Source organism: Methylibium sp. T29 (assembly GCF_000576205.1).
Taxonomy (GTDB): domain Bacteria; phylum Pseudomonadota; class Gammaproteobacteria; order Burkholderiales; family Burkholderiaceae_C; genus Methylibium; species Methylibium petroleiphilum.
The window spans coordinates 1-13,462 of record NZ_AZND01000092.1 but is presented as its reverse complement, the minus strand read 5'-3'; the positions used below and the strand labels follow the sequence as shown (position 1 = coordinate 13,462).

Genomic DNA, 13,462 nt, shown 5'->3' with positions numbered 1-13,462 from the left:
CCAGGTCGAGCCGGAAGCTGCCGTCCGCGGCGCCGAGGTGCCGGGCGAGGTGGCGGTACTCGGCCCCGATGGGGCGTGGACCGGTATCGGGCGGCGGGACGACGCGCTCGGTGGCGAGGTGGTGGCTCTGTTCACGACCGATGAGGCTGAGGCGCCGCGGCGCGCCGCTGAGCCAGGACCAGAGGGCGCTCTTCAGCAGCCCTGGGTGTCGAGCGCGAGGTCGAAGCGCTGCGCCCGCAGCGCGCGGCGAAACGCGCAAAAGCGGCGCCACAGCTCGGCGTAGCGGCGCGCGCGCCACAGCTGCTGCCACTCGGCGCGCGGCCATACGATCACTTCGTCGAGGCGCGGGTTGTGCGCCAGCAGCGGGGCCGCCGCCGGCTCGACCAGCCAGGCGATGCGGGCCTCGGGGTGCAGCGCGCGCAGTGCCGGGATCAGCCCCGAGGCCATCACCACATCACCGATCGCCGACAGCCGCACGATCAGGATGCGCTTCATGAGCCGGCGGCCTCTCCTGCCGCCGGCAGTCCGTCGTCGGCGAATTGCAGGCGGTGCAGGCGACTGTAGATGCCGCCGCGCGCCAGCAGCTCCGCGTGGCTTCCGACCTCGTGGATGCGGCCCTGGTCCAGCACCACGATGCGGTCGGCGTTGACGATGGTCGACAGCCGGTGCGCGATGATCACCGTGGTGCGGCCGCGTTTGAGGTTCTCGATCGCGGCCTGGACCGCGCGCTCGCTCTCGGTGTCGAGCGCCGAGGTGGCCTCGTCGAGCAGCAGCACCGGGGCGTCCTTCAGCAGGGCGCGCGCGATCGCGAGGCGCTGGCGCTGGCCGCCGGAGAGGCGCGCACCGTTCTCGCCCACCGGCGTCTGCAGGCCCTGCGGCAGCGCGCGGATGAATTCCATCGCGTGGGCGGCCTCGGCCGCCGCCACGATCTCGTCCTCGCTCAGGTGGCGCTGCGCGCCGTAGGCGATGTTCGCCGCCACGGTGTCGTCGAACAGCACCGTGTGCTGCGTCACCAGCGCGAGGTTGGCGCGCAGGTCGGCCAGCCGGAGCTCGCGCAGGTCGATGCCGTCGAGGCGGATGCTGCCGGCGTCCGGCACATAGAAGCGCGGGATCAGCGCCATCAGCGTGGTCTTGCCGCTGCCGGAGGCGCCGACCAGCGCCACCGTCTCGCCCGGGCGGATCTCGAGGTCGATGCCGGCGAGGGCCTCGCGCTCGGCCTGCGGGTAGCGCAGGCGCACGCCCTCGAACTGCAGGCGGCCCTGCGCGCGCGCCAGCGTGCGCGTGCCGGCATCGGGTTCACCTGGCGTGTCAAGGATCTCGAAGATGCTCGCGGCGCCGGCCAGGCCGCGCTGCAACACCTCGTTGACATTGGACAGGCGCTTGAGCGGCGCCAGCAGCAGCGCCATCGCGCCGAAGAAGGAGACGAAGCCGCCGACCGTGATCTGGTTGTTCTGCGACTGCAGCGCCGCGTAGTAGATGATCGCGGCCAGCGCGAGCACGGCGATGCCCTGCACGATCGGGCCGTTGGCGGCCGCCGTGCTGACCACCTTCATCGTGTAGTGGCGCAGCTCGTGGGCCACGCGGGCGTAGCGTTCGGACTCGTAGGCGGCGCCGCCGAACACCTTGATCTCGCGGTGCGCGCCGATCGCCTCGTCCATCACGCGCGTCATCTCGCCCTGGGTGCGCTGCTGTCCGCGGCTCAGGCCGCGCAGGCGCCGGCTGACGGCGCGGATCACCCAGGCGATCAGCGGCAGCACCGTGAAGAACACCAGCGACAGACGCCAGTTCAGGTAGAGCATGTAGCCCAGCAGCCCGAGCACCGTGAGGCTGTCGCGCACGATGGTGATCAGTGCGGTGGTGATCAGCGGCGTGACCTGGGCCGCGTCGTAGGCCAGCTTCGAGAGGGTGGCGGCTCCGGCGTGGGCATCGAAATAGCTGGTGGGCAGGCTGAGCAGCTTGTCGAAGGCGCGGGTGCGCAGGTCGACCAGCATCTTGTTGGCCACGCTGTGGAGGGCCACCGTCTGGCTGAAGTCGGCCAGGCCCCGCACCAGGAACAGCAGCACGATCAGGAAGGGCATCGCGTGGATGGCCCAGGGGTCCTTGTTCACGAAGCTGCCGTCGAGCAGTTCCTTCAGCAGCGCGGGCAGCGCCGTCTCGGTGGCCGCGTAGGCGACCATGGCCAGGACACCGAGCGCGAAGATCCGCCAGTACGGGCGGACGAAGCCGAACAGGCGACGGTAGATGTTGGAATCGGAAGGAGTCACGGCGCAAGGTCGAGGGCGGACCGATTGTCCACGTTTCGAGCCGGTCCCCCGCCCGTGCCCGGCCCGGCGATGCAGCCCGGCGCGCTGCCGGTGTCCGCTCAGGCCGGCGCCTGGAAGCCGCCGCTGCGGTAGGTCAGGACCAGCGTGTCGCGATGGGCCGGCACCGCCGGGTCGGCGGGGTCCAGCGGCAGCAGCGGCGTGCTTTCGTGGATCACCTGCTGGTCGTCGAGCAGCAACACGGTCCAGGGCTGCTCGAGCGTGAAGCGCACGCCCTGCGGGCCCGCCGCGTCGAACACCCGGGTCTCGCCGCCGCGCACGCCCTGCCGGCCGATGAACACCACCGCGACGAAGTCGACGCCATCGCGGTGGGCGCCTTCCGGCGTCGGGCGGCCGACGCCCCCTTCGGTGTCGATGCGGAAAGGATGGGCCTCGATGTACCAGCGGCCTCCCTGCGGCGCGCGCAGCTTGGCGAACAGCTCGCCGAGCGCGACGAGCAGGGCGCTCCACGAGGCAGGTGGATCATTTCGTTCGACAGCGGCTCGAACCAGCGCTCCATGCCGCCGTGCAGCGCGTTGTAGGTGGTCGGTTGCCAGTGGGCGCGGTGCGGCACGGTCTCAAGCTGGCCGGGCTGCAGGGTCTGGATGAAGCAGCCGTGGCGGCGGTGCCGGTAGTGGCCGCCGTCCTTCAGGTGCAGGTCCGGAGCCAGTTCGTCCCAGTACGGCAGCATCGCGTCGAAGGCGTCGAGCGGCATGCCGGTCAGGGTCTCCAGCGCGGTCGGCGTCAGCACGCAGAAGCCTTGGGCACGCAGACGCTGCAGCGCGGTGGCGCGGCCGAGGGGCAGTTCGATGTCGACGTGCATGGCAGGAGGGCGGCGTAGAGACGTGGGTCCGGCAGGCTGGCGCCGCAATCTAGCATGCGGTGCGCACGCCTTCCTTCCCCAGGATCGTGTCGCGCGGCGCGGTGCCGGCGCGCGTCAGGCAGACTCCCGGGCATGAGCCGCAGAGACCACGCCAGCGAGACGCCGGCCACCGCGCTGCTGAAGCGCGCGAAGCTGGCCTACACCGAGCACCTGTACGACTACGTGGAGCGTGGCGGCACGGCCGAGTCGGCGCGCCAGCTCGGCGTCGAGGAGCACCACGTCGTCAAGACGCTGGTGATGCAGGACGAGCAGGCCCGGCCGCTGATCGTGCTGATGCACGGCGATCGCCAGGTCAGCCTGAAGGCGCTGGCGCGCGAGATCGGCTGCAAGCGGGTCGAGCCGTGTGCGCCAGAGGTCGCGCAGCGCCACAGCGGCTACCTGGTGGGCGGCACCTCGCCCTTCGGCACGCGCAAGCCCATGCCGGTCTACGTGGAGGCCGGCGTGCTGGAGCTGCCGAAGATCTACCTCAACGGGGGCCGGCGCGGCTACCTGGTCGGGCTGGAGCCGCGGCGCGCGGCTGAACTTCTGGGGGCCGTGCCCGTGCGTTGCGCGGGCTGACGCCGTTGCCGGCGGCGGCAGAATACGCGCCATGGCGTCCTTCCTCCCCGTGCTTGCCGCGCTCGCGGCCTACCTGCTGGGCTCGCTGTCGTTCGCAGTCATCGTGAGCCGCGCCGCCGGTCTGTCCGATCCGCGCAGCTACGGTTCCGGCAACCCCGGCGCGACCAACGTGCTGCGCTCGGGCCACAAGGGCGCCGCGATCGCCACGCTGCTGCTCGATGCGCTGAAGGGTGCGTTGCCGGTGCTGCTGGTCGAGCACTACGGTGCGCCCTACGGCCTGGAGGAGGGCAGCGCGGCTCTCGTCGGCCTGTCCGCGTTCGTCGGCCACCTGTGGCCGGTGTTCTTCGGCTTCAAGGGCGGCAAGGGCGTCGCGACCGCGGCGGGCGCGCTGCTGGCGCTCAACCTCTGGCTCGGCCTGGCGACGCTGCTCACCTTCGTGATCATCGTCGCCTTCTTCCGCTACGTGTCGCTGGCGTCCATCGTCGCGGCGGCCTTCGCGCCCTTCTACCAGCTGCTGATCTGGGGCGCCGGGCCCGCAGCCCTGGCGATTGCGGTGATGAGCCTGCTGCTCGTCTGGCGCCACGGCGCGAACATCAGGAAATTGCTCGCCGGCACCGAGAGCCGGCTGGGACAGAAGACTTCACCTTCCAGAGGACACTCATGAGCATTCAACGTTTCGATGTCGGCACCCGCCTGTCGGAGATGGCCGTTCACCGCACCGGCGAGGGCGGCACCGTCTACCTCGCCGGCCAGGTGGCCGCCGACGCCAGCCAGGACATCCGTGGCCAGACCGCCCAGGTGCTGGCGGCCATCGACGCCTTGCTGGCCCGTGCCGGCACCGACAAGCGGCGGCTGCTGCGCGTGGAGATCTTCCTCCCCGATCTGGCCGATTTCCCCGCTTTGAACGAAGTCTGGGAGGCTTGGTTGCCGGCGGGTGAAGCGCCTCCGCGTGCCACCGTCCAGGCCACGCTGGCCAAGCCGGCGTGGAAGGTCGAGATGGTGGTCACGGCGGCGCTGTGAAGCGCGAGCGTCTCAAGGGCATCACCTGGCTGACCCTGGCCGTGCTGGCCCTGGTTGCCGGCATGATGGCGCGGCCGGCCTGGCGGGCCTGGAAGGACTACCAAGATGTGGCCGCCACGGCCGAGGTGGTGGCGAAGGCGAAGGCCGGAGACATCTTCATGTACTCCGCCACGTATTGCGGCTACTGCGATGTCGCCAAGCGGTGGTTGGCGCAGCAGAAGGTGCCTTATGAATCGTGCGAGATCGACCGCGATCCGGTGTGTGAGCAACGGTTCCGGGCGTTGCCGGCGCACGCGACACCAACGATGGTGGTGCGCGGTCAGGTCCAGACGGGCTTTCGGCCTGCACTCCTGGCCCAGGCCTTGCGCTGAGCCGTTCGCGACGCCCCCGGGTCAGAGGCCGAGGGCCGCCGGGTCGCCGCGCCCCGCTCGAACCAGCACGGTCTCGTCACCACTCAGGTCGATGACCGTGGTCGGCTGCATCGGGCAGGCGCCGGCATCGACGACCACCTGCAACTGCTTCTCGAAGCGTTGACGGATCTCGTGCGGGTCGTTGAGCGGCTCGGTCTCGTTCGGCGCGATCAGCGTGGTGGCGAGCAGCGGCTGACCCAGCAGTTCCAGCAGGGCCTGCGTGACCGCGTGTGCCGGTACGCGCAGCCCGATCGTGCGGCGCGAAGGATGCGAGACGCGCCGCGGCACCTCCTTCGTCGCCTCGAGGATGAAGGTGTAGGGCCCGGGGGTGCCGAGCTTGAGCAGCCGGTACTGGCGGTTGTCGACGCGTGCGTAGTTCGCCAGTTCGCTGAGGTCGCGGCACAGCAGCGTCAGGTGGTGCTTGTCGTCGACGCCGCGGATGCGGCGCAGCGACTCGGCGGCGGCCTTGTCGTCCAGGTGGCACACCAGCGCGTAGCTGGAGTCGGTGGGGATCGCCGCGATGCCGCCGCCGTGCAGGATCTGCACCGCCTGCTTCAGCAGGCGCGGCTGCGGGTTGTCGGGATGGACCTCGAAGTACTGCGACATGGTGGGCTCAGCCGGCGTGTCCGGCTGCCGCGCGGTCGGTGCTCACGGCCGCTGCACCCGATCGGCGATCGCTTCCCACACGGGCGTCAGTCGACCCGGCAGCCACGGCAGTGCGCCGAGGTCGGTGCGGCTTTCCTCCGGGGCATGGAAATCGCTGCCACGCGAGGCCAGCAGGTCGAACTCCACTGCCATGTCGGCGTACTTCTCGTACTCCGCGGTGGTGTGGCTGCCCGTCACCACCTCCACGCCGCGCCCGCCGTGGGCCACGAACTCGCTGAACAGCGCGTACTCCTCCGTGGGGGTGAACTTGTAGCGGCCCGGGTGGGCGATGACCGCGGCGCCGCCGGCCTGCGTGATCCAGCGCACCGCGTCGCCCAGCGCCGCCCAGCGGTGCGGCACATAGCCCGGCTTGCCCTCGGTGAGGTACTTGCGGAACACGCTGTTGGTGTCGGGGCACACACCGGCATCGACCAGGTGGCGAGCGAAGTGCGTGCGCGAGATCAGTTCGGGGTTTCCCACGTACTGCAGCGCGCCTTCGTAGCGCCGGTGATGCCGGCCTGCGCGAGCGATGCCGCCATCTCGCGCGCACGTGCCTCGCGGCCGCCGCGGGTGGCCGCCAGCCCGGCGGCCAGCGCGGCATCGTCGGCCTCGAAGCCGAGCCCGACGATGTGCACCGTCACACCGGCGAAGCTGACCGAGATCTCGGTGCCGGTCAGGTAGGGCAGCCCCAGCGCGAGGGCGGCGTCGCGGGCGCGCCGCTGGCCGCCCACCTCGTCGTGATCGGTCAGGGCCCACAGTTCGACGCCGTTCGTCTGCGCGCGCGCGGCCAGTGCTTCCGGCTCGAGCGTGCCGTCCGACACGTTCGAGTGGCAGTGCAGATCGGCGTTGAGGAGGGCGAGGCTCACACGGTGATTGTAGGAAGCCGGTCCCGGCGACAGGGGCGGCGGGCTACTCGCGGCGGGCGCGCGCCGGGCTCAGGCGGGCCGCAGCGAGGCGGGCTTGCAGCGCACCCGCACGCGAAAGCCCGGGGCGTCGTCGCGCGGCCCCCAGTCGACCGCCAGTCCGTGCAGTTCGGCGATCCGCCGCACGATCGACAGGCCCAGTCCGCTGCCCGGAGTCTCCTCGCCCGGGGGCCGGAAGAACCGGTCGCCCAGTCTCGAAAGGTGTTCTGGCGGCACGCCAGGTCCCTCGTCGAGCACCTCGATGCCATCGGCAGACAGCCGCAGCGTCACGTGGCCGTTCGGCGGGGTGTGGCGCAGCGCGTTCTCGATCAGGTTGCGGAGCATCGACGCGAGCAGGCTCGCGTCGCCGTTCAAAGGCAGGGGAGCGGCTGCGCCCGCGGGCCACTCGCAGGCCAGTTCGACCCGCTCCCGATCGGCGAGCGGAAGCACCTCGTTGATGACCTGCTCCACGACATCGGACCAGACGATCGGCGTGCCGGCGGCGTGACTCTGGACGTGATCGAGCCGCGCCATCGCGAGCATCTGGGTCACGAGCCGGCTCAAGCGCGCCAGGCCGCGGCCGATCTTGTCCTGGCTGGCGTCGGCCTCGGCCGGCGCGCCGACCGACAGCCGGGCCGCGTCCCATTGCGCCTGCAGCGCGGCCAGCGGGGTGCGCAGCTCGTGGGCGGCATCGGCGGTGAAGCGGCGTTCGCGGTCGAGCATGTCGGCGATGCGCTCCAGCATGGTGTTCATCGCCCGCACCAGCGGCTGCAGATCGCTCGGCATGTCGTTCACCGGCAGCGGCTGCAGGTCGTCTGCGGCGCGCCGGTCGATCTCGCTGGTGAGCGTGCGCACCGGCTTCAGGGCCTGCCGCACCGCCGCAGCCATCACCAGCAGCAGGACGGGCAGGGTGAGCGCCCAGGGCAGCAGCTGACCCGCGATCAGGTCCCAGACGAGCTCATCGCGCTCGCTCATGATCTGGCCGACGGCGACCAGCCACGCACCCGTCGACGCCTGCAGGTAGTAGACGCGCCACAGCTCCCCGCCCAGCGTCATGTCGTGGAAGCCCGACGCATCCGGCTGGCGCGGCAGCAGAACGCCTTCGCGGTCCACCAGCAACAGCCGCCCGTCGCGGTTCCAGACCGCGGTGGCCATGTCCTCGAGTTCGGCATCGCCCAGTGCGGCCTGTGCGGCCGTTCCGGCGGGCGGCAGGTCGATCACGTCGATGTCCGCCAGTGGCAGCGTCGACTGCATCTGGCGCGCCAGGCGGATCAGCTGCGTGTCGAACAGCTCGTTGATCTCATGGCGGGCGCGGTCGAGGCTGAACAACAGCCCGCCGGTCCACACCAGCGGTGCGCTGAGCAACAGCAGCAGCATCATGCGGCGCTGCAGCGTCATGCCAGGTCCTCTGCCGGGCCGAGGGCGTAGCCCATGCCCCGTACCGTGCGCACCAGCTTCGGATCGATCTTGCGGCGCAGGTGGTGGATGTGGACTTCGAGCGCGTTGCTCTCGATCTCCTGTTCGAAGGAATACAGCTTCTCGGTGATCAGCGACTTGGGCAGTACGCGCTGCGGGTTCGCCAGCAGCAGTTCGAGCAGCGCGCATTCGCGCGCCGTCAGCACGACCGGCTTGCCGCGCCAGAGCACAGCCTTGGCCGCCGGCTGGTAGCTCAGCGCGCCGTGCTGCCACAGGGGCTGTGGTCGGCCCTGGCTGCGCCGCAGCACCGCCCGCAGCCGCGCGGCCAGTTCGGTGGTCTCGATCGGCTTGATGAGGTAGTCGTCGGCGCCGGTGTCGAGCCCGGCGATGCGGTGGTCGATGCCGTCGCGGGCGGTTAGCACCAGCACCGGCGTCGACTGCAGGGGACCCGGGCCGCGCCAGCGCGCCAGCCAGGCGAGGCCGTCGCGGCCCGGCAGGCCGAGATCGAGCACGATGGCGTCGTAGGGGGTGTGGGACAGCGCGGCATCGGCCTGGGCGCCGTCGGTGAACCAGTCGACGGCGAAGCCAGGGAGCGCAGGCCGGCGGCCAGGCCATCGCCGAGCAGGCGGTCGTCTTCGACAATCAGGATGCGCATGCCGCGTTCATACCACGGCGGCGGCCGCGCGACCTCAGGGCTCGATGCGCCAGATCCGGCCGTCGCTGCCGTCGTCGCTCAGCACGTACAGCAGGCCGTCGGGGCCCTGGCGCACGTCGCGCACGCGCAGGTCGAGTTCGTGGCGGTGCTCGCGCACGACCCGCGTGCCGTCGAGCTCGAGCCGCGCCAGCCCGCGCGCCTTCAGTGCGCCGACCATCAGCTGCCCGCGCCAGGCCGGATAGCGGTCACCGGCGACGAAGGTCATGCCGCTGGGCGCGATCGACGGCACCCAGGTGGTCAGCGCCGGCACCACATCGGGGCGCGCGACGCCGTCGCCGATCTTCCAGCCGGTGCCGTACTCGCGTCCTTGCGTGATGACAGGCCAGCCATGATTGGCGCCGCGCGTGGCGATGTTGAGTTCGTCGCCGCCCTGCGGACCGTGCTCGTGCACCCACAGCGCGCCGCTCGTCGGGTGCAACGTGGCGCCCTGCAGGTTGCGGTGGCCGTAGCTCCAGATCTCGGGCAGGGCGCCGGGCCGCTTCGCGAAGGGGTTGTCGGGCGGAACACCGCCATCGTCGGTGATGCGCACCACCTTGCCGTGGTGGGTGTCGAGGGTCTGGGCGTCGTCGCGCCGGCTGTAGCGGTCGCCCAGCGTGATGAACAGCGTGCCGTCGGGCGCGAACACCAGCCGGGAACCGAAATGCGCGTTCGAATCGACCTTCGGCGCCTGCCGGAACACCACCTGCACATCCTTCACCGCCAGCGCCGCGAGATCGAGCCGACCGCGCGCTACCGCCGTGCTGTTGCCGCTGCGGCCCGCCGGCGCGGGCTCGGCATAGCTCCAGTAGACCCATTGGTTGCTTTCGAAACCGGGGTGCAGCGCCACGTCGAGCAGGCCGCCCTGGCCACGCGCCACCACCGGCGGCAGGCCCTGGATCGGCGCCGACAGCCTGCCGTCGCGCTCGACCACGCGCAGCCGGCCGGGGCGCTCGGTGACGAGCAGGCGTCCCTGCGCCGCGAAGCCGGGCAGGAAGGCGATGGACCAGGGGTTCTGCAGACCGCCGGCCAGCGGCGTCAGGCGCAGGGCCTGCGCCGAGACGGTCGAACCGAGGAGGACGAGGACGAGCGCGAGGAGCAGCTTGGGCATGGCGGCGGGTCGGTCAGCGGGCGGCGGGGCCGGATCCGCCACCCTACCCCAGCCCGGCCACCGACCGCCGCACGGGGCTGTTGCGCGATGCACTGCCGCCCGCGGGTCAAGGCCGGTCGACGCGGATCAGCTTGCCGCTGTCGGTCAGCAGGTAGAGCCAGCCGTCAGGGCCTTGTCGCACCAGGCGCACCCGCTCGCCCGCCAGGCCGCTGATCGACAGCAGTTCGCGTGACGCTACCGCGTTGCCGTTCAAGACCACGCGCCACACCCCTTGGTCCGTTCCCAGAGCACCGAGCAGCGCGTTGCCTTGCCATTCCGGAAAACCGCTGCCCGTGTAGAACATCAGGCTCGACGGTGCGATCGACGTGGGTCCCCAGTAGGTGGCGGGTTCGCTGTAGCCCGGTGCGTGCGTGCCGCCGCCGATGCGGCAGGCGCCGTTGTTGCTGCCGGAATACGACGCGCCGTACACGCAGCCGTAGCTGACCAGCGGCCAACCGTAGTTGCCGCCGGACGTGACGCGGTTCAATTCGTCGCCGCCTTGCGGTCCGTGCTCTGTGACCCACAGATCGCCGGTGGTCGGGTGAATGGCTGCGCCCTGGGGGTTGCGGTGGCCGTAGCTCCAGAGCAGGCCGGCCGCGGCGCCGCTGCCGATGCCGGGGTTGCCGGTGGCTGGCGATCCGTCGCGCTGGATGCGCACCACCTTGCCGCGGGTCGTGCTGAGATCCTGCGCGAACAGGGCCCCGCGCGTGGCGGTCAGGTTGGCCGAGTCATAGGTCTGGCGCTCGCCGAGCGTGATGAACAGTGTCTTGTCGACACGGAAGGCGAGTCGCGCGCCGAAGTGGTTGTTGGCGGTGACCTTCGGGCTCTGACGGAAGATGACGGTCAGGTTCTGCAAGGCGTTGCCCACCAGCTGTGCCCGTGCCACGGCGGTGCCCGCGGGGTTCGAGCCGCTTCCGGCGCCGGCTTCCGAGTAGCTGAAGTAGATCCAGGGCGTGGTGGCGAAGTCGGGATCGAGCACGACGTCCAGCAGCCCGCCCTGACCGCCTGTGGCGACCGACGGCACGCCGGTCACTGAGACCTTGCTGCCGCCGCCAGCGCTGACGATCACCATGCCGCCGCTTTTCTGGGTGATCAGCATGCGGCCGTCTGGCAGAAAGGCCAGGCCCCAGGGCGACGACAGGCTGTTGTTGATCGTGGTGGCGCGCGGCGGCGTCGACGGTGGCGGCGGGGGGGGGATCCCGCGGGGGGGCGCGGGTGTCGTGGTCGGCGGCGCTGGTGCGTCGTCCCCGCCGCCGCCGCCACCGCAGGCGGAGACGAGACTCAGGGCCGCTGCGGCCCAAAGCATGTGCAGCGGAGCCGGTGACCGGCTCACAGGGGTGGGTGGACACGCTGGGGCGGGAGAGGTCGCGTCGTTGTGGTGACGGGTGTTCATAGCGGTCTCCTCGCGGGCGGAACGCCCGGGACGGCATCGAAGTCGGAATTGATGATGACACTTCACGTGGGCGATGTATTGCAGGATGTTGCCGCGACACCGTGTCGGACAAGCGCCAGCTGACATCGTGCTTTCAGATCGGGATTGCGCTTGCGGCGCGATCCGTCCCCGGCCTCAAAGCGCCGCCTCGACCACCATCTGCACGCGCTGCCGCCCGTTGAATTCGTCCAGCCGCAGCTGGTAGGCCAGCGTCACCCGGTCGGCCAGCGGCTCGGCGTGGCCGAACCAGATGGCGTCGCGCAGCAGGCCGCCGTGACGCACCGAGAGTTTCAGGTGTTTCTCGCCGACCAGCCGCTGCGAGACCACCTCGACGCGGTCGCTGAACACCGGCGGCTCGAAGGCCTGGCCCCACACTTGGGCTTCGAGCGCCCGCACGGTGTCGGCATTGAAGTACTCGGCGCCCAGCGGACCGTCGGTGCGCAGCGTGCGCTGCAGCGCCGCGGCGTCCAGCCATTCGCCGGCCACCTGGACCAGTGCGCGCTCGAAGCGGGCGAAGTCGGCCTCGGCCAGCGTGGCGCCGGCCGCCATGGCGTGGCCGCCGAAGCGGCGCAGCAGTCCGGGGTGGCGCTTGCTGACGAGGTCGAGCGCATCGCGCAGGTGGAAGCCAGGGATCGAACGGCCGGAGCCCTTCAGCAGGCCGTCCTGGCCGCGCGCGAACACGAAAGTCGGGCGATGGCTGCGGTCTTTCAGACGCGAGGCGACGATGCCGACCACGCCCTCGTGGAAGCCGGGGTCGTAGATCGCCAGCGCGGGCGGTGGGTCGCCGGCCCCGGCGCCGTGGTCGTCGCGTGCGACCAGCGCTTCGAGCATCGCTTCGGCCTGCTCGCGCATGCCGCTCTCGACCTCGCGGCGCTCGCGGTTGATCGCGTCGAGCTGCCGCGCGAGTTCCGCCGCGCGGCCGGCGTCGTCGGTCAGCAGGCATTCGATGCCCAGCGTCATGTTCTCCATGCGCCCGGCCGCGTTGAGACGCGGCCCGAGCGCGAAGCCGAAGTCGAAGCCGCTGGCGCGCGCCGGGTCGCGGGCCGCTGCATCGAACAGTGCGCGCACGCCCGGCTGCATGCGCCCGCTGCGGATGCGCCGCAGCCCCTGCGCCACCAGGCGGCGGTTGTTCTCATCGAGCTTCACCACGTCGGCCACGGTGCCCAGCGCCACCAGGTCCAGCAGCGCGTCGAGCCGGGGCTGCGCGGCGGCGTCGAACACGCCGCGGGAGCGAAGTTCGCTGCGCAGCGCCAGCAGCACGTAGAACATCACGCCGACGCCGGCCAGCGCCTTGCTCGCGAACGGGCAGCCGGGCTGGTTGGGGTTGACGATCACGTTGGCCGCCGGCAGCACGACGCGGTCGTCCTGGAGCGCCGGCAGGTGGTGGTCGGTCACCAGCACCTGCAGGCCGCGGGCCTTGGCGTGCGCCACGCCGTCGAGGCTGGCGATGCCGTTGTCCACCGTCACCAGCACGTCGGGCGCCTGGCCTCCGAACACGCCGAAGGCCAGGTCGACGATCGCCGGCGTGAGCCCGTAGCCATGTACCTGGCGGTCGGGCACCACGTAGCCCAGCGTCTCCGGCGTGGCGCCGAGCAGGCGCAGCCCGCGCAGTGCCACCGCACAGGCGGTCGCGCCGTCGCAGTCGTAGTCGGCCACCACGACGATGCGCCGGCGCTGCTGCGTCGCATCGGCCAGCAGGCGGGCCGCATCGGCCGCTCCCAGCAGCGCGGTGGGCGGCAGCAGCAGGGCGAGCGAATCGTCGAGTTGCTCGGCCGCGGTGATGCCGCGCGCTGCGAACAGCCGAGCGAGCAGCGGTGACACGCCGGCCTGTTCAAGCGACCAGGCGGTGCGGGGCGGGACGTCGCGGACGGCGATCTGCATGGGCGGGCGCGTCGCGGTCCGTTCAGAGAGCAGCCATCAGTCGGGTCGCCTGGGGCCTTTGGACGCGACTGCGCAGCGCGGCCAGGACGCCGCGTGGCCGCAGCACGAAGTCCTGCGCATGCCGTTCGCCGCACAGGCTGAGCCGCAAGGCCTCGCCGCGGCGGGCGTGCGCCA

The 13,462-nt window shown here is 71.4% G+C and carries 11 protein-coding genes and 3 pseudogenes; 4 read left to right on the top strand and 10 right to left on the bottom strand.

The genetic code is table 11. From position 1 onward, the window contains the following. Positions 1 to 192 precede the first annotated feature (192 nt). The 3 genes and pseudogenes from x551_RS26470 to x551_RS12240 all read right to left on the bottom strand — a co-directional run bounded on the left by x551_RS26470 (position 193) and on the right by x551_RS12240 (position 3,123). Complete coding sequence (locus x551_RS26470; protein WP_051511990.1) at positions 193 to 495, bottom strand: glycosyltransferase family 9 protein; 303 nt, start codon at positions 493 to 495, stop codon at positions 193 to 195. After that, entirely contained in the window at positions 492 to 2,264 is a 1,773-nt protein-coding gene (gene msbA, locus x551_RS12245; protein WP_036248704.1) for a lipid A export permease/ATP-binding protein MsbA, read from the bottom strand. The genes x551_RS26470 and msbA overlap by 4 nt, the downstream gene beginning before the upstream one ends. A gap of 98 nt (positions 2,265 to 2,362) precedes the next feature. Further along, a pseudogene (locus x551_RS12240) lies at positions 2,363 to 3,123 on the bottom strand (2OG-Fe dioxygenase family protein). A 132-nt stretch (positions 3,124 to 3,255) separates the two neighbouring features. Here x551_RS12240 and x551_RS12235 point away from each other — a divergent pair. Genes x551_RS12235 through x551_RS12220 form a run of 4 tightly spaced genes read left to right on the top strand, consistent with a single transcriptional unit; the run spans position 3,256 to position 5,132 of the window. Then, positions 3,256 to 3,741 carry an aminoacyl-tRNA deacylase gene (locus x551_RS12235; RefSeq protein WP_036233955.1) on the top strand — a complete coding sequence of 162 codons (486 nt, stop codon included), beginning with the start codon at positions 3,256 to 3,258 and terminating at the stop codon, positions 3,739 to 3,741. A gap of 31 nt (positions 3,742 to 3,772) precedes the next feature. Further along, positions 3,773 to 4,405: a glycerol-3-phosphate 1-O-acyltransferase PlsY gene (plsY, locus tag x551_RS12230; protein ID WP_036248700.1), complete on the top strand. Its 633-nt coding sequence runs from the start codon at positions 3,773 to 3,775 to the stop codon at positions 4,403 to 4,405. After that, entirely contained in the window at positions 4,402 to 4,761 is a 360-nt protein-coding gene (locus x551_RS12225; RefSeq protein ID WP_036233952.1) for a RidA family protein, read from the top strand. Before plsY ends, x551_RS12225 begins: the two co-directional genes overlap by 4 nt. Continuing rightward, positions 4,758 to 5,132, top strand: a complete 375-nt coding sequence (locus x551_RS12220) for a glutaredoxin family protein (RefSeq protein WP_036233950.1) — start codon at positions 4,758 to 4,760, stop codon at positions 5,130 to 5,132. Before x551_RS12225 ends, x551_RS12220 begins: the two co-directional genes overlap by 4 nt. A 21-nt stretch (positions 5,133 to 5,153) precedes the next feature. Here the strand turns inward: x551_RS12220 and x551_RS12215 are convergent, their stop codons facing one another. From x551_RS12215 to recJ, 7 genes and pseudogenes are all read right to left on the bottom strand, one after another. Next, positions 5,154 to 5,777: an L-threonylcarbamoyladenylate synthase gene (locus x551_RS12215; RefSeq protein WP_036233948.1), complete on the bottom strand. Its 624-nt coding sequence runs from the start codon at positions 5,775 to 5,777 to the stop codon at positions 5,154 to 5,156. 42 nt (positions 5,778 to 5,819) lie between these two features. Beyond that, positions 5,820 to 6,682: pseudogene (locus tag x551_RS12210) on the bottom strand (3',5'-nucleoside bisphosphate phosphatase). Positions 6,683 to 6,751: 69 nt separating this feature from the next. After that, positions 6,752 to 8,116 carry an ATP-binding protein gene (locus tag x551_RS12205; protein ID WP_036233946.1) on the bottom strand — a complete coding sequence of 455 codons (1,365 nt, stop codon included), beginning with the start codon at positions 8,114 to 8,116 and terminating at the stop codon, positions 6,752 to 6,754. Next, positions 8,113 to 8,789 (bottom strand): annotated as a pseudogene (locus tag x551_RS12200) (response regulator). Before x551_RS12200 ends, x551_RS12205 begins: the two are co-directional and overlap by 4 nt. A gap of 34 nt (positions 8,790 to 8,823) precedes the next feature. Continuing rightward, a complete protein-coding gene (locus tag x551_RS12195) occupies positions 8,824 to 9,936 on the bottom strand; it encodes a PQQ-dependent sugar dehydrogenase (RefSeq protein ID WP_152543501.1) in 1,113 nt (370 codons plus the stop codon). Positions 9,937 to 10,042: 106 nt separating this feature from the next. Beyond that, positions 10,043 to 11,116, bottom strand: coding sequence for a PQQ-dependent sugar dehydrogenase (locus x551_RS12190; RefSeq protein WP_256363985.1), 1,074 nt, complete (start codon positions 11,114 to 11,116; stop codon positions 10,043 to 10,045). 426 nt (positions 11,117 to 11,542) lie between these two features. Further along, complete coding sequence (gene recJ, locus x551_RS12185; RefSeq protein ID WP_036248697.1) at positions 11,543 to 13,288, bottom strand: single-stranded-DNA-specific exonuclease RecJ; 1,746 nt, start codon at positions 13,286 to 13,288, stop codon at positions 11,543 to 11,545. Positions 13,289 to 13,462: the final 174 nt, after the last annotated feature.